The organism is Pseudomonas ogarae, from assembly GCF_014268695.2.
Taxonomy (GTDB): Bacteria; Pseudomonadota; Gammaproteobacteria; order Pseudomonadales; family Pseudomonadaceae; genus Aquipseudomonas; species Aquipseudomonas kilonensis.
This window is the reverse complement of record NZ_CP077086.1, coordinates 5,239,088-5,257,446: the sequence shown is the minus strand read 5'-3', so window position 1 is coordinate 5,257,446 and position 18,359 is coordinate 5,239,088. Positions and strand designations below refer to the sequence as shown.

At 61.0% G+C, this 18,359-nt stretch carries 16 protein-coding genes; 9 read left to right on the top strand and 7 right to left on the bottom strand.

The annotated features are described in order from the left end of the window. The first annotated feature begins 148 nt into the window (after positions 1-148). The 4 genes from HU749_RS23115 (at position 149) to groL (ending at position 3,655) form a co-directional block, all read left to right on the top strand. A complete protein-coding gene (locus HU749_RS23115; RefSeq protein WP_186650416.1) occupies positions 149-880 on the top strand; it encodes a HugZ family pyridoxamine 5'-phosphate oxidase in 732 nt (243 codons plus the stop codon). A gap of 66 nt (positions 881-946) precedes the next feature. Beyond that, a complete protein-coding gene (locus HU749_RS23110; RefSeq protein WP_186650419.1) occupies positions 947-1,423 on the top strand; it encodes an FxsA family protein in 477 nt (158 codons plus the stop codon). Between the two features lie 244 nt (positions 1,424-1,667). Further along, entirely contained in the window at positions 1,668-1,961 is a 294-nt protein-coding gene (locus tag HU749_RS23105; protein WP_003204913.1) for a co-chaperone GroES, read from the top strand. A gap of 50 nt (positions 1,962-2,011) precedes the next feature. Beyond that, complete coding sequence (gene groL / locus HU749_RS23100) at positions 2,012-3,655, top strand: chaperonin GroEL (RefSeq protein WP_014339862.1); 1,644 nt, start codon at positions 2,012-2,014, stop codon at positions 3,653-3,655. A gap of 131 nt (positions 3,656-3,786) precedes the next feature. Here the strand turns inward: groL and HU749_RS23095 are convergent, their stop codons facing one another. Then, entirely contained in the window at positions 3,787-4,530 is a 744-nt protein-coding gene (locus tag HU749_RS23095; RefSeq protein ID WP_186650421.1) for a phosphatase PAP2 family protein, read from the bottom strand. Positions 4,531-4,840: 310 nt separating this feature from the next. On the opposite strand from HU749_RS23095, the gene colR reads away from it, so the two are divergent. The 5 genes from colR to HU749_RS23070 all read left to right on the top strand — a co-directional run bounded on the left by colR (position 4,841) and on the right by HU749_RS23070 (position 8,519). Continuing rightward, positions 4,841-5,524, top strand: a complete 684-nt coding sequence (gene colR, locus HU749_RS23090) for a two-component system response regulator ColR (protein WP_014339860.1) — start codon at positions 4,841-4,843, stop codon at positions 5,522-5,524. Next, complete coding sequence (locus HU749_RS23085; protein ID WP_186650424.1) at positions 5,514-6,791, top strand: sensor histidine kinase; 1,278 nt, start codon at positions 5,514-5,516, stop codon at positions 6,789-6,791. The genes colR and HU749_RS23085 overlap by 11 nt, the downstream gene beginning before the upstream one ends. Before the next feature lie 114 nt (positions 6,792-6,905). Beyond that, a complete protein-coding gene (locus tag HU749_RS23080) occupies positions 6,906-7,574 on the top strand; it encodes a class I SAM-dependent methyltransferase (RefSeq protein ID WP_079303503.1) in 669 nt (222 codons plus the stop codon). A gap of 4 nt (positions 7,575-7,578) precedes the next feature. After that, the gene (locus HU749_RS23075; protein ID WP_186650457.1) at positions 7,579-8,289 is read left to right on the top strand and encodes a lipopolysaccharide kinase InaA family protein; all 711 of its coding nucleotides are present in this window, start codon (positions 7,579-7,581) and stop codon (positions 8,287-8,289) included. A gap of 2 nt (positions 8,290-8,291) precedes the next feature. Next, a complete protein-coding gene (locus HU749_RS23070) occupies positions 8,292-8,519 on the top strand; it encodes a hypothetical protein (RefSeq protein WP_024619196.1) in 228 nt (75 codons plus the stop codon). A 207-nt stretch (positions 8,520-8,726) separates the two neighbouring features. On the opposite strand, the gene HU749_RS23065 is transcribed toward HU749_RS23070, so the two are convergent. The 6 genes from HU749_RS23065 to HU749_RS23040 all read right to left on the bottom strand — a co-directional run bounded on the left by HU749_RS23065 (position 8,727) and on the right by HU749_RS23040 (position 18,308). Next, the gene (locus tag HU749_RS23065) at positions 8,727-11,753 is read right to left on the bottom strand and encodes a multidrug efflux RND transporter permease subunit (RefSeq protein ID WP_186650427.1); all 3,027 of its coding nucleotides are present in this window, start codon (positions 11,751-11,753) and stop codon (positions 8,727-8,729) included. 13 nt (positions 11,754-11,766) lie between these two features. Beyond that, complete coding sequence (locus HU749_RS23060) at positions 11,767-12,915, bottom strand: efflux RND transporter periplasmic adaptor subunit (protein ID WP_046062587.1); 1,149 nt, start codon at positions 12,913-12,915, stop codon at positions 11,767-11,769. 155 nt (positions 12,916-13,070) lie between these two features. Then, positions 13,071-14,168 (bottom strand): DUF1513 domain-containing protein, encoded by a 1,098-nt coding sequence (locus tag HU749_RS23055; RefSeq protein ID WP_186650430.1) that lies wholly within the window; start codon positions 14,166-14,168, stop codon positions 13,071-13,073. A gap of 2 nt (positions 14,169-14,170) precedes the next feature. Next, entirely contained in the window at positions 14,171-15,235 is a 1,065-nt protein-coding gene (locus HU749_RS23050; protein ID WP_186650432.1) for an imelysin family protein, read from the bottom strand. A gap of 28 nt (positions 15,236-15,263) precedes the next feature. Continuing rightward, positions 15,264-16,691, bottom strand: a complete 1,428-nt coding sequence (locus HU749_RS23045) for a di-heme oxidoreductase family protein (RefSeq protein ID WP_186650434.1) — start codon at positions 16,689-16,691, stop codon at positions 15,264-15,266. A gap of 276 nt (positions 16,692-16,967) precedes the next feature. Continuing rightward, complete coding sequence (locus tag HU749_RS23040; protein WP_079303497.1) at positions 16,968-18,308, bottom strand: sensor histidine kinase; 1,341 nt, start codon at positions 18,306-18,308, stop codon at positions 16,968-16,970. Positions 18,309-18,359: the final 51 nt, after the last annotated feature.

Below are 18,359 nucleotides of genomic sequence, written 5' to 3'. Positions count from 1 at the left end.
CGCAGCGGTGGAGGGGACCTTTTGGGAGGTCTCTCGATTTGCGACGGTGTAGCCCGGCTGCACACGAGAACTGCCCTATAGGCGTACCGGAACATTACTCCAGTCACCTGACCGTTTTCTAGACGGTTTTCATAAAAGGAGTCATAAATTGAGCGTTGAAGCTGCCAAGCATGCCCGGGAACTGCTGCTCAAGGAATACCGTGGAGTGCTCGCCACTCATTCCAAATCCATGCCCGGCTTTCCGTTCGGCTCCGTGGTGCCTTATTGCCTGGACGAACAAGGCCGGCCACTGATCCTGATCAGCCGTATCGCCCAGCACACTCATAATCTGCAAAAAGACCCCAAGTGTTCGATGCTGGTGGGCGAGCGCGGTGCCGAGGATGTGCAGGCCGTGGGGCGCCTGACCTACCTGGCCGAGGCCCGCAAACTCGAAGACAGTGGCGCCATCGAGGCTGCCGCCGAGCGTTACTACCGCTATTTCCCTGACTCGCAGAACTACCACAAGGCCCATGATTTCGATTTCTGGGTGCTCGAGCCGGTACGCCATCGCTACATCGGCGGCTTTGGCGCCATCCACTGGATCGACCAGCTCACCCTGGCCAATCCCTTCGCCGGCAAAGCCGAAGCCAGCATGGTCGAGCACATGAATGCCGATCACGCCAAGGCCATCGCCCATTACGTGGAATTGACCGGCCTGCCGAAAAGCGAACCGGCACAACTGGCGGGCATCGACAGCGAGGGCATGCACTTGCGCATTGGCCAGGGCCTGCACTGGCTGGCGTTTCCGACGCCTTGCAACACGCCGACACAAGTGCGCGAAGCCTTGGTTTATCTGGCTCACGCCGAGCAATGGCCAAAAAATGCGGAAGTCGACGCTTGAATTCACGAAAGGGCGACGTCATTTAGGTTTTCATAGCAAGGCATTCTTGCGTTGAGGAACCATTTGATGCGCCCTTTTTTGTTGCTCTTTCTGCTGTTCCCGGTGTTGGAGCTGTTCGTATTCGTCAAGGTCAGCGGTGCGATCGGGTTTTTCCCGGCGCTGCTGCTGGTCATTCTCGGCTCGATGCTCGGCGTGTTCGTGCTGCGCATTGCCGGCCTCGCCACGGCGTTGCGGGCCCGTGAAAGCCTGAACCGTGGCGAACTGCCCGCCCAGACCATGCTCGAGGGCCTGATGCTGGCCCTGGGTGGCGGCCTGTTGATCCTGCCCGGCTTTATCAGCGACGTGCTGGGCCTGGTCATGCTGTTGCCGTTCACCCGTCGGTTGCTGGCCAATAAAATGCGCCAGCGCGCCGAAGAGCAGGCGATGCGTCAGCGCGCCTTCGCCGATGACCTCCAGCCCCGTGGCGGTCCGGTGCCACGCGAGCCTGTGGGCCGCGAGCCCAACGTGATCGAAGGTGAATTCGAACACCGGGATTCCAAGTAAAACCCGCTCCACGGCGCCTTCGGGCGCCGTGTTCGTTTTGGCTGCGCAAAGTAAAAAAAATTCTGCTCCCACCCTTGTAATCCACTTGTGCGCCCTTATGTAACGGTCACCGCAAGGTTTCCGGTGGTGACACCGGACAGACTTCCGCGGTTCGACTGACGAACCGCACCCGGCTCCGCCGGCTTTGTTAAACCCGCCGGGACTACACCGGCCGATGAAAACCAAAAATTAGGAGAGATCGACAATGAAGCTTCGTCCTCTGCATGACCGCGTCGTCATCCGTCGCAGCGAAGAAGAGAAGAAAACCGCTGGCGGTATCGTCCTGCCAGGTTCGGCTGCTGAAAAAGCCAACCACGGTGAAGTTCTCGCTGTAGGCCCAGGCAAGGCACTGGAAAACGGTGAAGTACGTGCGCTGGCCGTGAAAGTGGGTGACAAGGTTGTGTTCGGCCCTTACTCCGGCAGCAACACAGTGAAAGTCGACGGCGAAGACCTGCTGGTAATGAGCGAGAACGAAATCCTCGCTGTTCTCGAAGGCTGATTCCCCCGCCCATTTTCCCGTTACTACAAAGTATTTAAGGAATATCGATCATGGCTGCTAAAGAAGTTAAATTCGGCGATTCCGCCCGCAAGAAAATGCTCGCCGGTGTCAACGTCCTGGCTGACGCAGTAAAAGCGACCCTGGGCCCGAAAGGCCGTAACGTGATCATCGAGAAGAGCTTCGGCGCTCCGACCATCACCAAGGACGGCGTTTCCGTAGCCAAAGAAATCGAGCTGAAAGACCGCTTCGAAAACATGGGCGCGCAACTGGTCAAAGACGTTGCCTCCCGTGCCAACGATGACGCCGGCGATGGCACCACCACCGCTACCGTCCTGGCTCAATCGATCGTCAACGAAGGCCTGAAAGCCGTCGCTGCCGGCATGAACCCGATGGACCTCAAGCGCGGCATCGACAAGGCGACCATCGCCATTGTCAAAGAGCTCAAAGCCCTGTCCAAGCCATGCGCTGACACCAAGGCAATCGCTCAGGTCGGCACCATCTCCGCCAACTCCGACAACTCCATCGGCGACATCATTGCCGAAGCCATGGAAAAAGTCGGTAAAGAAGGCGTGATCACCGTTGAAGAAGGCTCGGGCCTGGAAAACGAACTGTCGGTTGTAGAAGGCATGCAGTTCGACCGTGGCTACCTGTCCCCGTACTTCGTCAACAAGCCAGAGACCATGACTGCCGAGCTGGATGGTCCGCTGATCCTGCTGGTCGACAAGAAGATCTCGAACATCCGCGAAATGCTGCCAGTGCTGGAAGCCGTTGCCAAAGCCGGCCGCCCACTGCTGATCGTGGCTGAGGACGTTGAAGGCGAAGCCCTGGCGACCCTGGTCGTGAACAACATGCGTGGCATCGTTAAAGTCGCAGCCGTCAAGGCTCCAGGCTTTGGCGACCGTCGCAAGGCCATGCTGCAGGACATCGCCGTACTGACCGGCGGTACCGTTATCTCCGAAGAGATCGGCCTGAGCCTGGAAAGCACCACCCTGGAGCACCTGGGTAACGCCAAGCGCGTGATCCTGTCCAAGGAAAACACCACCGTGATCGACGGTGCCGGCGTTGAGACTGACATCCAGGCTCGCGTTCTGCAGATCCGTCAGCAAGTGGCCGACACTTCGTCCGACTACGACCGTGAAAAACTGCAAGAGCGCCTGGCCAAGCTGTCCGGCGGCGTTGCAGTGATCAAGGTTGGTGCCGGTTCCGAAGTTGAAATGAAAGAGAAGAAAGCCCGCGTTGAAGACGCCCTGCACGCGACCCGCGCAGCCGTCGAAGAAGGCGTGGTACCTGGCGGCGGCGTGGCACTGGTTCGCGCTCTGCAGGCTATCTCCGAGCTCAAAGGCGACAACGATGACCAGAACGTGGGCATCCAGTTGCTGCGTCGCGCTGTAGAAGCACCGCTGCGCCAGATCGTTGCCAACTCCGGCGACGAGCCAAGCGTTGTGGTCGATAAGGTCAAGCAGGGTTCGGGTAACTACGGTTACAACGCTGCTACCGGCGAATACGGCGACATGATCGAAATGGGTATCCTGGACCCGGCCAAAGTGACTCGTTCGGCTCTGCAAGCGGCTTCGTCGATTGCCAGCCTGATGATCACCACCGAGGCGATGATCGCTGAAATCAAGGAAGACGCTCCAGCTGGCGGCGGTATGCCAGACATGGGCGGCATGGGTGGCATGGGCGGCATGATGTAAGCCAGCCTTACCCCTGTAGCGAAAAACCCCGCCTGCGAAAGCAAGCGGGGTTTTTTATTGCCTTGTATTTATGAACGACGCCAATCCCCCTGTGGGAGCGAGCTTGCTCCCACATTGGGATGTGGTGCAGTTCAGGCATTGGCGGGACTGGTTACAGCGATACCCTCAGTCATGGCGGCCGGTCGGTACAGAATGTAGTAGTAACATCCCAGACAAATCAGCCAACAGAACACTGCTGTCCACACATTGTGGGAAAAAAAGTGCGCCCCTTGCATCATCCGCCCCAGGGAAAACACCGTGCCCAGCGTGAAGGCGAGTGCCAAGGCCTGGCGGGCCAGGCGCGGGCGGCGGTCGCGCAGGACGAAGAACAGCGCAAACAACGTGAACCCGGTGGCGGCGTGACCGCCGGGCCAGCATCGACCGGGTTTGTCCGTGGCCGGGCGCGGGCTGAGCAGTTCACTGTAGGTTTCCTTGCCGCCGAACTCCTTCACGCTCCAGGGGCATTGCACCGCTGTCACCGCTTTCATCGGTGTGACGAAGGACGTCGCCAGTGCCAGGGACAGCACCAGGCAACCCAATTCCCGTTTGAACGGTTTGAGCCGGGTGATGAAGAACGAGCTGATGAATCCCAGGACCGCCAGCACGGAGAACACGATAACCACCTCTTTGGCTCGATCGTGCAGGATGTCTTCCAGGAAAAAGCTGTGCCGGCCGATGAATTCACCCGCCATCGGGTCGTAAAACAGCTTGGCCACGTCCATGTCCAGCGTGGTCAATTCCAGCAACACCAAAATGGCTGCGACAACGGCAGGTAGGCCCAGGGCAACCCAGAAATTCAGGGGCCTGGAAACGGCGCGGATGGCGGCGGGGACCATGGCATTACCTTTGATGGGGGGAGGGCATGAAGCGGTGTCGCACAGTCTGGTCTGCGCTGCGTCGGGGCGGTGTGAAGGTTGGGTGAAAAACTCGTCAATGCCTACACAGTCCTGTTCCTGAGCTCATTGGAGTTTTGTGGGAGCGAGCTTGCTCGCGATAGCGTCGGCAGACCTAACATTGATGGCGGCTGATCCACCGCTATCGCGAGCAAGCCCGCTCCCACAGCCGATACAATCCTAGCCGTCAGCCAAACTTGGCCGTAAGCTGCGCGGGCCAAGATGGCCGTTAACTGTGTACGCAGAGGTGCCCATGCGAATTCTATTGGTCGAAGACAACCGCGACATCCTGGCCAACCTGGCCGATTACCTGGAGCTCAAGGGCTATACCGTCGATTGTGCCCAGGACGGTTTGTCAGGATTGCACCTGGCCGCGACCGAACACTACGACCTGATCGTACTCGACATCATGCTGCCGGGCATCGACGGCTATACCTTGTGCCAGCGCCTGCGCGAAGACGCCCGGCGCGATACGCCGGTGATCATGCTCACCGCCCGGGATCAGTTGGACGATCGTCTGCAGGGCTTCAAGTCCGGGGCCGATGACTACCTGATCAAACCGTTTGCCCTGTCAGAACTGGCAGCGCGGATCGAAGCCGTGATGCGTCGGGCCCAGGGCGGTGGCCGCCGAGCCTTGCAGGTCGGCGATCTGAGCTACGACCTCGATACCCTGGAAGTGACGCGTGAAGGCAAACTGCTCAAGCTCAACCCCGTAGGCCTCAAGCTGCTGGCGGTATTGATGCAGAAAAGCCCTCACGTGTTGCGCCGCGAAATCCTCGAAGAAGCGTTGTGGGGCGATGATTGCCCGGACAGCGACAGCCTGCGCAGTCACGTCCATCAATTGCGCCAGGTGATCGACAAACCGTTCGACAAACCGTTGCTGCACACCGTACACGGCGTCGGCTATCGCCTGGCCGAGGGCCGTGATGGAGTTTAAGCAAAGCCTTGCCCAACGGATCATCATCGCCTTTGCGCTGATGAGCGCATTGGTGGCTGGCGCATTCGCCATGGGCATCGTGGCGACGGTCCATCTGGTGGAAGAGAAACTGATTTCCGCCGGGCTTGGCGGCGATCTGCAACGCTTGCTGTTGATGGACAGTGTCTCGGACTGGAACCACCGGCCGGAACCCGACCAATTGTTTTATTTCAGCGGCGGCCCAGGTGACTTCGAGTTGCCCAAGGACCTGCGCCATCTGGAGCGTGGTTTCCACGAGGTGTTTCGCGGGCAGTTGTCCTATCACGCCATGGTCGAGATCGTTGATGGCCGGCACTACGTGTTGCTGCAGGACCAGAGTGACTTCGAGGAGCGTGAGCGGGTACTGTTCGCCGTAGTGTTGGTGGGCTTTGTGCTCAGCCTGGCACTGGCGGTATTTTTGGGCTGGGTCCTGGCACGCCGGGTGATGGCGCCAGTGGTCCGCCTGGCCCGGCAAGTGCGCCATCGCGACCAGCTTCTGGGTCTGGCTCCTCCGCTGGCCCCGGATTATGCGGCCGATGAAGTGGGTGAACTGGCCGTGGCATTCGACGCCACATTGGGGCGCTTGCGCCAGGCCTTGACCCGCGAGCGTTTGTTTACCAGCGACGTGAGCCACGAGTTGCGCACACCGTTGATGGTCCTGGCGACCTCCTGTGAGTTGTTGCTGGAAAATCCGGCACTGGACCCGCGCGGACGTACCCAGGTCGAGCGCATCAATCGAGCCAGTGAAGAGATGCGCGAGTTGGTGCAGACCTTCCTGATGCTCGCCAGGGCCGAACGCGAAGACAACGGCATGTCGCCTCGGCTGACCCTGGGGCTGGTGGCCGAGAACCTCCTCGGCGTGTGGCGCGTGCCCATCGAATCCAAAGGCCTGACGCTGATCTTCGAACCCGGGCAAACCGTCGACACCCTGTATAACGCCACGTTCCTGACTGCCGTGATGGGCAATTTGCTACGCAACGCCCTGCACTACACCGATCAGGGGTTCATCCGCCTTTCGCTGACCGCCACCGGCTTTGTGGTCGAGGACAGTGGCGTAGGCATTCCCGAGGAGAAGCGCGAGGCGATGTTCGAGCCGTTCGTGCGCGGTAACGAAAAACGCGGCGAGGGATTGGGGTTGGGGTTGTCCCTGGTGCAGCGCATTTGCGAGAACCAGGGCTGGACGGTGAGCCTCAGTACGATGGAGCCTAACGGTTGCCATTTCGAAGTTGAATTGAACCCAAAGGGCTAAGCGAATGTTTGGAAAAGTCTTGTAAACAATAGGGCATTTACGTGACTTTATTTTCACAAAGACATGACATTCCGTTCCATAAGGTGGGGCCGATCAGTCATGGAGCCCCCCTTTATGTCCAAGCCCATCAAGCTGGATTTTTCCGAAAAATACGACGAGCAGCACGCCAAGCAATATTTTCTTAAGCATCGCAGTGGCTTGAGTCGCCGTCTTTCCAACCAGCGAGACCGACAACTGGCCCGGCGTGCATTGACGCTAGTCGGTGACCCTGGCCTGGTGTTGGACCTACCGTGCGGTGCCGGACGCTTCTGGCCCTTGTTGGCCGAAAAACCGAACAGGGTCATCATCGGCGCGGACAACTCCGAGGCCATGCTCAAGACCGCATTGGAGGCCCAGCCGAGTGAGGTCGTAAAACGGGTACGACCCTTGCACACCTCTGCGTTCGACATCGCCTTGCCTGATAACGCCGTCGACAGCATTTTCTGCATGCGCTTGCTGCACCACATCGGCGAACCCGCGTATCGACTGGCGATTCTGAAGGAATTCGAGCGTGTCAGCCGCGATAGCGTGATCGTTTCGTTGTGGGTCGATGGCAATTTCAAGGCCTGGAAACGCAAGCGTCTGGAACGCGCCCGTGGGCAGAAAGACTACCAGAATCGATTTGTGTTACCGACAGATACAGTAGAGGAGGAGTTTCGACAGGCTGGGTTTCGCATTCAAGAACGACTGGATTTCCTACCGTTCTATGCCATGTGGCGAGTTTATGTGTTACGCAAGAGGTAACGGCATGGCTGTGCAGGCATTAGAGACAGCTGGCATTTCCCATAGCAGCTTCGAACATTTCTGGAACCAGCAAGGTGAGTGGGTAGAAGCACCCAACGTGCGGCGTGGCGGTGAAAGCGGTGTGCAGCGGATCAACAACACCGACGGCGAGCTGCTTTATGCCAAGCGTCAGACCGGCCACATTTATCGCAGTTGGCTGCATCCATTCGGTCGACCGACCGTGTTGCGTGAACAAGACGCACTGTTGGCGTTGACCCGACTGGGTGTCCGCGTTCCCCAGCTCTTTTTTTGTGGCGCTCAGTGGGACCCGGTCCACAAATGGCGTGCACTGTTGGTGACCCATGCGCTGGAAGGCTTTGAGGAGATCGAGCACTGGTATGCCGAAGGCGGACGTGAGCGCCATGGCGAAGCGGTGCATGATCGAATCCTCCAGGCATTGGCGCAGAACCTGGCCCGCATGCACACAGGTCGTTGGCAGCATGGCTGCCTCTACATCAAGCATGTCTTTGTACGTGTGATGGGGGAGGGCGAAGCGGCCAAGGTCGAAGTGGCCCTGCTGGACCTGGAAAAGTGTCGTCAACGCCTGACTGCCCGGCGTGCGGCCTCCCATGACATGAAACAGCTGCGGCGCCATTCGTCGTTCAGCGATGTTGATTGGGAAAAACTCGTCTACTTTTATGGGGCGGCGTTTGGCAGCGCTATCAAAGGTTTATAGCGATGAAACTAGAAATTGCTAGAGGTTTGTTTTTAGTAGGAGCCCTGGCAGTTGCATCGATGGCGGTGGCTGTGTGGGAACAGCCGCGCTCGCAGATCCTCAGTGCTTCGAATGCTGATGCGCATTGTCCTTTACCGCGCGTGGCAAAGGCCAGCGAGGCTATCCAGCCGAACGATGATCTGTTGCTGTTCATGTTCAGCCTGTCCCAGGGGATGAGGCCGCAAAGTTGAGAGACATGAAGCCAAAATAAAGGCCTCCTGTATGAGGCCTTTATTTTTTTGACTGTAGAAAACCATTGTGGCGAGGGGATTTATCTTCGTTGGATTGTGGGAGCAAAGCTTGCTCGCGAAACAGCCGCCTCGATTCCTGGAAGACCGCATCGCCTTCATCGCGGGCAAGCCTTGCTCCCACAGTACCCCTCGCCACAGGTGTCCACTTCAGGATTTGTCCGGCTTGGCCAGCAGCGTGTAGACGCAAGGCAGCACGAACAACGTGAACAAGGTGCCAATCGACATCCCGGTTGCGATCACCATGCCGATGTCGAAGCGGCTCACCGCCCCGGCGCCTGTGGCGAAGATGAGTGGCACCATGCCGAACACCATCGCAGCAGTGGTCATCAGCACTGGCCGCAGACGAATCGATGCGGCTTGTTCCACCGCTTCGCGCGGTGTCAGGTTCTGTTCCCTGCGCAACTGGTTGGCGAACTCGACAATCAGGATCCCGTGCTTGCTGATCAGGCCAATCAGCGTCACCAGGCCCACCTGGGTATAGATGTTCATGCTCGACCAGCCGAGGAACAGCGGGATCAAGGCTCCGCAAATGGACAGCGGCACGGTCACCAGGATCACCAGCGGGTCCCGGAAGCTTTCGAACTGTGCGGCCAACACCAGGAAGATGATTGCCAGAGCCAGGGCAAAGGTCACCCACAACGCGCTGCCTTCCTGTACGAACTGGCGCGAAGCCCCGGCGTAATCGAAGGCGAACCCCACTGGCGCTTCCTCCCGGGCGATCTGGCGGACGGTCTCGATGGCCTCGCCCATGCTCACGACGGGAAAGCCTGAAATGGTTACCGCATTGAGCTGCTGGAACTGGTTCAGTTGTCGTGGTCGCGCCCGGTCGCTCACCTTGATCAGGGTCGACAGCGGTAGCGATTCACCCTTGGCATTTTTCACGTAGTAGTTGTTCAACCAGTCCGGGTTGTCCCGGAAGGGCCGTTCGACCTGGGCAATGACCTTGTAGCTGCGTCCCTCGAGGGTGAACCGGTTGATCTCGGCTTCACCCAGCAGTGTCGCCAGGGTGCCGCCCAGGTCCTGCATCGAAACGCCCATCTGGGCGGCCTTGGCGCGATCGATATCCACCACGACTTCGGGCTTGTCGAACGCCAGGTCAATGTCCATGAAGGCGAACTTGCCGGATTCCAATGCGCGCTTTTTGACCCGGTCGGCAACCTCCAGCAGCGTCGCATAATCCTTCGGCGAGTTGATGACGAACGCAAATGGCAAGCCTTCGCCGGTGCCCGGCAGTGAGGGCAGGTTGAAACCGAAGATCTGCAAGCCAGGCACGCTTTCCAGCTTGGCCTGGACCTCTGGCAGGATTTCCATCTGGGTGCGGCTGCGTTCGTTCCAGGGCTTGAGCAGGAAGCCACCGATGCCCGACTGCACGCCGTTGTAGCCGTTGATCTGGAACGAGGAGTAGTACTCCGGGAACTCCTTGAAGATGGTAATGAAGTGATCGGTGTACGTGTTCAGGTAGTCGAGGTTGGTGGGTTGCGGAGCGGTGGCCATCATGAAGATGATGCCCTGGTCTTCGTCGGGAGCCAGTTCGGACTTGGTGAACATGATCAGCACCGGGATCAGCAGCAGGACGATCACGGCGAACACCAGGACCACCGGCCGGGTGTTGAGCGTGCCGTGAAGCATGCGCTGGTAACGGCTCTTCAAGCGTTCGAATATCACGTCCAGTCGGTGGGCCAGCCCCGAGGGGTTCTCGTCGTGACGCAGGAGCATGGCGCACATCATCGGTGACAAGGTCAGGGCGACGATCCCGGAGATCACCACCGCCCCGGCCAGGGTCAATGCGAACTCCTTGAACAAAGCGCCCGTCAGGCCCTCGAGCAGGCCGATCGGCGCGTACACCGCCGCCAGGGTGATGGTCATCGAGACCACCGGCATGGCGATTTCCCGGGCCCCTTCTATTGCGGCATCGAACGGGGTCTTGCCTTCCTCGATGTGCCGGTGAATGTTCTCCACCACCACAATGGCGTCGTCCACCACCAGACCGATGGCGAGCACCATGGCCAGCAGGGTCAGGAGGTTCATCGAGTAGCCCATCAACTGCATGAAGAACATCACGCCGATCATCGACAGCGGGATGGTCACCACCGGGATGACCACCGAACGCAGGGCACCGAGGAACAGGAACACCACGACGATGACGATCAGCACCGCCTCGAACAGGGTTTTCACCACTTCGTCGATGGAGGCCTGGATGAACAGGGTGGCGTCGTAGGCGATCTCGGCCTTGAGGTTGGTCGGGAGCTGGGCCTCCATGTCCGGCATGATCTTGCGCACTTCCTTGATCACATCCAGCGGGTTCGCACCGGGCGTGGCCTTGATCCCGATGTACACCGAGGGCGTGCCACCAAAGGAGCTGATGGTGTCGTAGTTCTCGGCGCCCATTTCCACGCGAGCCACGTCCCGCAGCAACACGCGGCTGTCGCCGTCGGTCTTGAGCGGGATCGCGCCGAAGGCCTCGGCGGACTTGAGTTCGGTATTGGCGTTGATGCTGGTGACGACGTATTCGCCTTTCACTTCACCGGCAGCGGAGAGGAAGTTGTGCTGGCGCACGGCATTGGTCACGTCGGCGGCAGTCAGGCCGAAGCCGGCGAGCTTGACCGGGTCCAGCCACAGGCGCATGGCGAAGACCTGGTTGCCGAGGATCTCCGCCTCGGCCATGCCTGGCAGGGTCGCCAGTTTGGGCTGGATCACCCGTGACAGGTAGTCGGTTATCTGCGGGTTGTTCAGTTCCTTGCTGAAGAAGCTGATGTACATCAGTGCCGAGGCATCGGCGGCTTCGCGGCTGAGTACCGGGTCCTCGGCGTCCTGGGGCAGTTGGTTCTTGACCTCGTTGGCCTTGGCCAGCAGTTCGGTAAAGAGCCGGTCGCTGTTGGAACCGATGCGGGCATAGACCGAAATCACCGAGAAATTCTGGCGGCTGACCGAGGTCATGTAGTCGATGCCCTCGGCACTGGCCAGGCTCTGCTGCATCGGCTGGGTGATGTAGCCCTGGATGGTCTCGGCGTTGGCCCCGGGGTAGGCGGTGGTCACCGTGATCAGGGCGTTCTCCATTTGCGGATACTGGCGCAGGGGCAACTTGCTCCAGGCCTGGAAGCCCAGCAGCACGATCAACAGGCTGACCACGGTGGCGAGCACCGGACGGCGGATGAATGGATCGGTAAAGGCCATGGGGGTTCCTTGATCAGTCCGCGCGCGGCGAGCTGTTCTGTTCGGTCAGGGTCTTGTCGTCGCTGATGGCGATCGGCGTACCGTTATCGAGCTTGAGCTGGCCGGCGGTCACGACTTGTTCGCCGCTCTGCACGCCTTTGGTAACCAATACCTGCCCGTCGCGGCGCTCGCCGGTTTCTACGAAACGCCGTTCGGCGATCAGGACCGGCTGGCCCTTGTCGTCTTTCTCGACATTGCCGTCGGCGCCTTTCTTTTGGGTCACCACGTACATGGAGTTGCCGTAGAGCGTGTAGGTCACGGCGCTTTCCGGCACGACGATTCCGGCGGCCACATCTGGCAGGATCACCTCCAGGTTGGCGAACATGCCAGGCAGCAGCTTGCCGTCGGGGTTGGCCAGGGTGGCGCGTACCAATACGTTGCGGGTGCTGTCTTCGACCTTGGGGTTGATCGCGCTGATGGTGGCGACGAAGTTCTGCCCGGGGTAGGCCGAGACGCTGACGTTGACCGGCTGGGCAACGGCGAGCCTGGGCACGGTTTGTTCAGGGACGTAGAAGTCCACGTAAAGGCTGCTGAGGTCCTGCAGGGTGGCGATCACCGTGCCGCTTGCCAGGTAGTCGCCGACGTCCACCTGGCGAATGCCGATGGTGCCGCTGAACGGTGCCAGGATGTGCTTCTTGGCCAGCGAAGCCTTGAGCTGATTGACCGTGGCCTGGTTCTTTTTCAGTTGCGCCGAGAGCCGGTCGAATTCGCCCTTGGAGATCGCCTGGCTGCCCACCAGTTGTCGGCCGCGACCGAAATCCAGTTGCGACAGCCCAAGGTCGGCCTCGGCGGTTGCCAGCAGGGCGCTTTCGACTTCACTGTCCAGTTGCAGGAGTGGCTGGCCGGCCTTGACCTTCTGTCCGGACTGGAACTGCAGCTTCTGCACGGTCCCGGCAATTTCCAGGCTCAGGTCCACGCCTTGCAGCGCCTTGAGGCTGCCAACGGTGGGCAGGCGAGCCTGCCAGGGTTGCCGGGCGGCCGTGGCCACGGCGACGTTGACCGGTGGTTTGGGGGCAGAAAACATCTGGATCTGCTGGTAGACAGAGAAGGCCTTGTAGCCGGCGAGCAACAGCACCACCAGCAGGACAACACCCAACATGATCAGCATGCGGCGTCGCAGCATGTTCCACTTCCTTGGAAAAGAGCTGAGAGAAAATACAGATAGGCGGGCACATTACCCTGAGTGTGCGGGCTATTCCAGATGCTGGCGGGCTGGAGGTGCGTGGGATTTTTCCGAAAAATCAGGGAGCTCGGCCCCGAGGGGCTTCGCTCCCTGGCTCAGGCCAGATGCAAATGGTTGTCCCAGAGCCCTGCCGGCAGATCCAGAGGCTTTGCAACCAGTTGTGTCTGCTGGCAATCGTAATAGCGGCAACGCCCTTGTCCCGACGTCACCACAAAACCGTCGGCCACCGCGCCCACGCCGGCACAGTCCGGCAGCGGCGCATCCAGGCGTACTTCGCCACTGTCCAGGTCCCAGATGAAGAAGCGGTTGCCACGGGGGGCGGTCAGGGCCACCAGGCGCAGGTCGCTGTGCACGGCGACGCTGGCGGTGTAGTGCCCCATGGCCTGCAGTTGCTCTTCAGGCACTGGGAACGCCTGGAACGGCTGGCCCGGCCGCTTGATCGCCAGCAGTGGCGACGACTCGTGGGCAGCGCCCATGAACTGCTGGCCGGAGACGATGGTGCCGTCGCTGGCGATGCCCAGGTGGCGCACGCTGTTCATCGACTGGGCGAGGGTTTCCTTGCTCAGCAGGGTGCCATCGCGTTGCATCAGCACCAGGCTCGGCTCCATGGCGTCGAGGTTCATTTCGACCCGGCTTTCGGCCTCGGTGCGAATGCCGCCGTTGGCGACCACCAGCGTTTCGCCATCGGGCATCCATGACACCTGGTGAGGGCCGATGCCATGGGTGGACATCTCGCCGCTGTGCACCAGTCGTTCGCCTTCGAAACGGTACACGCCCAACAGGCCGCGTCCCGGGTCGGTGGTGTCATTCTCGGTGGCGTACAGCCATTCGCCGCTTTTGTGGATCACCGCGTGGCCGTAGAAATGCCGGTTCGGCAACGAAGTGATGGTTTGCAGCAGCGTCCCGTCGCGCAGGTCGATCAGGTAGCTTTCGGTCCCTGGACGACGGGCGACGAACAGCGCAATCGGCTGTGTCGGATGATTGACGATGTCATGGCAACGCTGGCCGACCTGGGTGGCGAACACCCGGGTGCCGTCCAGTCGATAGCCGACGGCGTAATGCTTGCCGTCGCCATCGTCCCGTGCCGAAAGCAGGAGTGGGTGCTTGTCCTTTTGCTTGAACAGCGTCCAGCCGCCCAGGGTGACGGCGCCGAGCAGCAAGCTGCCCAGTGCCAGAACCTGACGTCGAAACATGATCAGTCACCGTCGTTGGCATTGAAGCCCAGTTGAATGCCCAGCGCCTTGGCCAGTTCGCCTTCGTGCAGGCGATGGACGACGTTGAGGCTGTCATACAAATCGTTGAGTTGCTGGCGCCCGGCATCGTCGTTGAGCATTTCGGTCAGCGAACGCTGGCTGCTGGCGAACAATTTCAACGAGGCATCGTAGGCGGCATCGATCTTGTCGGCCAGTGGCTTCTGGTCGCTAGGCAGCAAGCCGCGCAGGCCCTTGTTGTCCACGCCCGCCCAGACGGTCCTGGCCGCGCTCAGGCTGGCCTCCAGGCCTTGCAACGACGACTGGCTGCGCCAGGCATCGGCCTGGAACGGTTGGGGCACGCCTTTGCTCTGGCGGCCCATCGGTGTGCCGAGCTTTTTCTTCAGCGTGTCCAGGGCGGTGACCTGGACGCGCAGCAGGTCAGCGATGGCCTCGTGGGAATCGGCGTAGCGCTGGTTGGGGAATTTGCTCATCTGGGCGAGCATGCCGTCGTTGGTGTTCCAGCCCGACAGGATCTCTTCGGCCAGTTGCTTCTGGCGTTCGCCGATGGCGGTGAGCAGCGGGCAGTACTTGGCTTTTTGCGTACTGTCGGCCATGTCGATCCTGGCGTCGAACAGCAGGTATTCATAGGCCGAGAGGCCCTGGACCACGACGCTGGACTTGGCCAGGCCGGCGGCGTCGATCTGTGGCTGGCTATTGACCAATTGCTCGACCTGACGGCCCACCAGGTTTTTCTTGTCCGGCCAGAACTGCACCTGCCAGGCGCGGTTGCCCTCTGCCAGTGGGCCGATCAGCAGCGGTTGCAGCTCGGCCCAGGCTTTTTGCGCCTTGAGAAAGTCGGCGCGGGCGGTTTCCAGGTTTTCCTTGCCTTGGCAGAACGCCAGGGCGCTGGTCGCCAGTTGCCGGTCGGCATCAACCCAGCGGCTGTAGGTCGGCAGGATCACTTGCTTGGCGATGGCGGCCGAGGTAACGGCTTGCGGATCCTGGGGCGAACAGGCGCCAAGGGCGATGGCGGCGAGGCTGGTGAACAACAGCTTGGGACGGAACATGTTGTGCTCCCACTTCTGGAAAAGGTGTTTAAAGGGAATTCAGGAAGGCCAGCAACGCAGCGCGCTGTTCGACATTGAACGATAAGACCTGTCGCTGCGCCGCTTGTGCTTCGCCGCCATGCCACAGCACGGCTTCGAGCAGGTTGCGGGCACGACCGTCATGCAGGAACTGGGTGTGGCCGCTGACGGTTTCGGTCAGGCCTATGCCCCACAGCGGCGGGGTTCGCCAGTCACGGCCGCTGGCCTTGAATTCGCTGCGGTTGTCCGCCAGGCCTTCGCCCATGTCGTGCAACAGCAGGTCGGTGTAAGGGCGGATGACCTGGTTCGCCAGTTCCGGTTCGGCGGCGTTGGCGGAGGTGGTGTATTTCGGTGTGTGGCAGGACTGGCAACCGGCCTGGAAAAACAGATTCTTGCCGGCCAGCACTTGGGGCGAATTCACCTCGCGCCGGGCCGGTACGGCGAGGTTGCGGCTATAGAACAGTACCAGTCGCAGGATGTTGTCGCTGACTTCCGGTTCGCCGTCCGGGCCATTACCGCTGGGCGCGCGCTGGCAATCGAGCTGGGTCTGGGTGCAGTCGTCAAAGGGCCGCAGGCTTGTTGTCAGGCCCATGTCACCGGAGAACGCGTGGACATTCTGTTGGTTGAGGTTGGGCTGCCCGGCCTTCCAGCCGAAGCGTCCCAGGACGGTTTTTTGCTGGGCATCGTCCCAGACCTGGTTGGGACGCCCGGCGATGCCATTTTTCTCCCGGGCCTGGGCCTCGGCGTTTGCCAGGATGGCTTCGTCGGGGATGGCCTCGAGCAGCCCCAGGCCGATCATCGGCGGGGCGACACGGGCGGAAAAGCGCGTGTCCGGGCTCATCGGCCCATAGGCCAGTTGGGTGATCTGCAGGTTCGGCTTGCGCAGTTCCACGACAGTACCGTCCTTGAAACGCACCGGGACCGATGTGTAATCAACCCGCACCTTGCCTTCGGGGGCGACGCCGGGCACGGACATGTCCTGCAACTGCCCGCCGTAAACCGGTTCCGGCACGACTCCCATTTGCTCGATGACCTTGGCGTAAGGCGGCGCGTCGGGGATCGACAGGCGTACCAGCATCGATACCGCGGTGATCGCGTCCGGCGCGGGCGGGTGGCCGCGACCGTCCTTGATGTGGCAGTTCTGGCAGGCGTTGGTGTTGAACAAAGGCCCGAGGCCGTCGCGGGCGGTGGTGGTCGAGGGAGCGATCACCCAGGGGCTGCGAAAGAAACTGTTACCGACGCTGAAGTCCACGCGCCGCGAGGGCGGCAGGTTGGCCGAGGGCAGGGAAAAGGCGTTCTGATCCGTCTTGCGTACCGTCGCAGCGCCACCGGAACGGGCTTCACCGGGTTCGGCCTGGGTAAAACGCGGGGCATCATCGCAGGCGCTCAGGCCCAGGGCCATGAACAGCGCACATAAACGAAGAGGCAACGACGGCATCGGGCGTCCTGGGAGATGAGTGAAAACGAGGGCGCAAAGTCTAACAGGGCGGGGCAGTTTGAATAAGAGGAATTATCGTTTGGTTTGATGAGAGCTGCTTTGATCAGAGGGCCACTCAAGGGTGGTCTGACCCATTGTGGCGAGGGGATTTATCCCCGCTGGGGTGCGGAGCGCCCCCAAATGTGTCTGCCACCGCGGTGTATCAGATAAAACCAGGGGGCTGCTGCGCAGCCCAGCGGGGATAAATCCCCTCGCCACAGGGGGTATTTGCAACGCTTACGGTTGGACGACAGCCCCCGGCACCAACGGCAACTCCAGCGTCGCGATGAACCCGCCGTCAGGATGATTACCCAGCACCAGTGTGCCGCCATGGCGTTCGGCGGCACGGCGTGCGATGGCCAGGCCCAGGCCGTGACCGGCGGCGGTCTGGCCGGGTGCGCGGTAGAACGGCTCGGCCAATTGCCCCAGGTGTTCGGCCTCCACGCCTGGCCCGTGGTCGCGCACGCTGATCAGGATCCGTTCGCCCTGGCGCGCCGCGCGCATCTCGATCGATTGCCCAGCCGGATTGAAGCGCTGGGCGTTGCGCAGCAGGTTGTCCACCGCTCGCTCGATCATGGTTGGCCAGCCCTTGAGGGTCAGGTCCGCCTCGGTTTCGAGCTGCACGGTTTGTTCCGGTGAGGCCAGTTGCGCATCTTTTTGCAGGGTGACCAGCAAGCCGTTGAGTTCCACCTCTTCGGCGCTGGCGTTGTCGGCATCGACCCGGGCCAACACCAGGATTTCGCTGATCAGTGCTTCCAGGCGATCGCATTCGCGGGTCAGGCGCGGCCAGAGCTTCTCACGCTCTTCAGGACTGGCCCGTTCAGCCAATGCCAGGGCAATGCGCAGCCGGGCCAGGGGCGAGCGCAGTTCGTGGGACACGTCCCGCAGCAGTTGTCGCTGGCTGGTGATCAAGCTTTGCAGGCGCGCGCCCATGCGGTTGAAGTCAGTGGCCAGTACGCCGAACTCATCCCGCCGGTTGGCCAGCTTGGCGAGGCTGTTCTGCTGATAGGCAGCCTGGCCCAGGTCATGCACCGCACCGCGCAGGCGACTCAGCGGGCGGGTGATGGACAGCGTCACCAACAGGCTGAACAACGTCAGCACCACCAGCGCGATCCCCAGCGCACTGAGGGGCCAGAGCAGGCTGTCGCGGTGCCAGGCGTCCAGTTCGGGATGGGGGATGCGATAGATGAACAGGTAGGTGTCGCCGGTTTTGGCGCTAGTGAATTCGTCGGTCAGGCGTCGCCAGGGCAGGCGTCGATCGTTGTTGTTCTGTCGCGCCTCGAAGGCCGCGGCGCGATGGGGAAAGGTGCCGCGCACCACCGGGTCGCCGCTTTCATTGAACACCTGGACGTCGACGTGGTACTGACGCTTGCGCTGTTGCAGGATGTCCTGGGCGGCGTCCTCGCCTTGGCTTTCGTAGGTTTGCGTCCACTCTTCGGGCAAGGTGTTGAGGCCCGGGTGGCGGCTGAGGATCCAGGCGTCCTGGTTGAGCATGTGGCCCATCAAGAGTGAAAGCCCTGCAACCAGAGCGATGGCCAGCCAGAAACTGGCCAGGATGCGCCAGAACAATGAACGCACGGTAAATCCTCGAAAACAAAGAAAGCCCAACGGCGACTTGCCGTTGGGCTG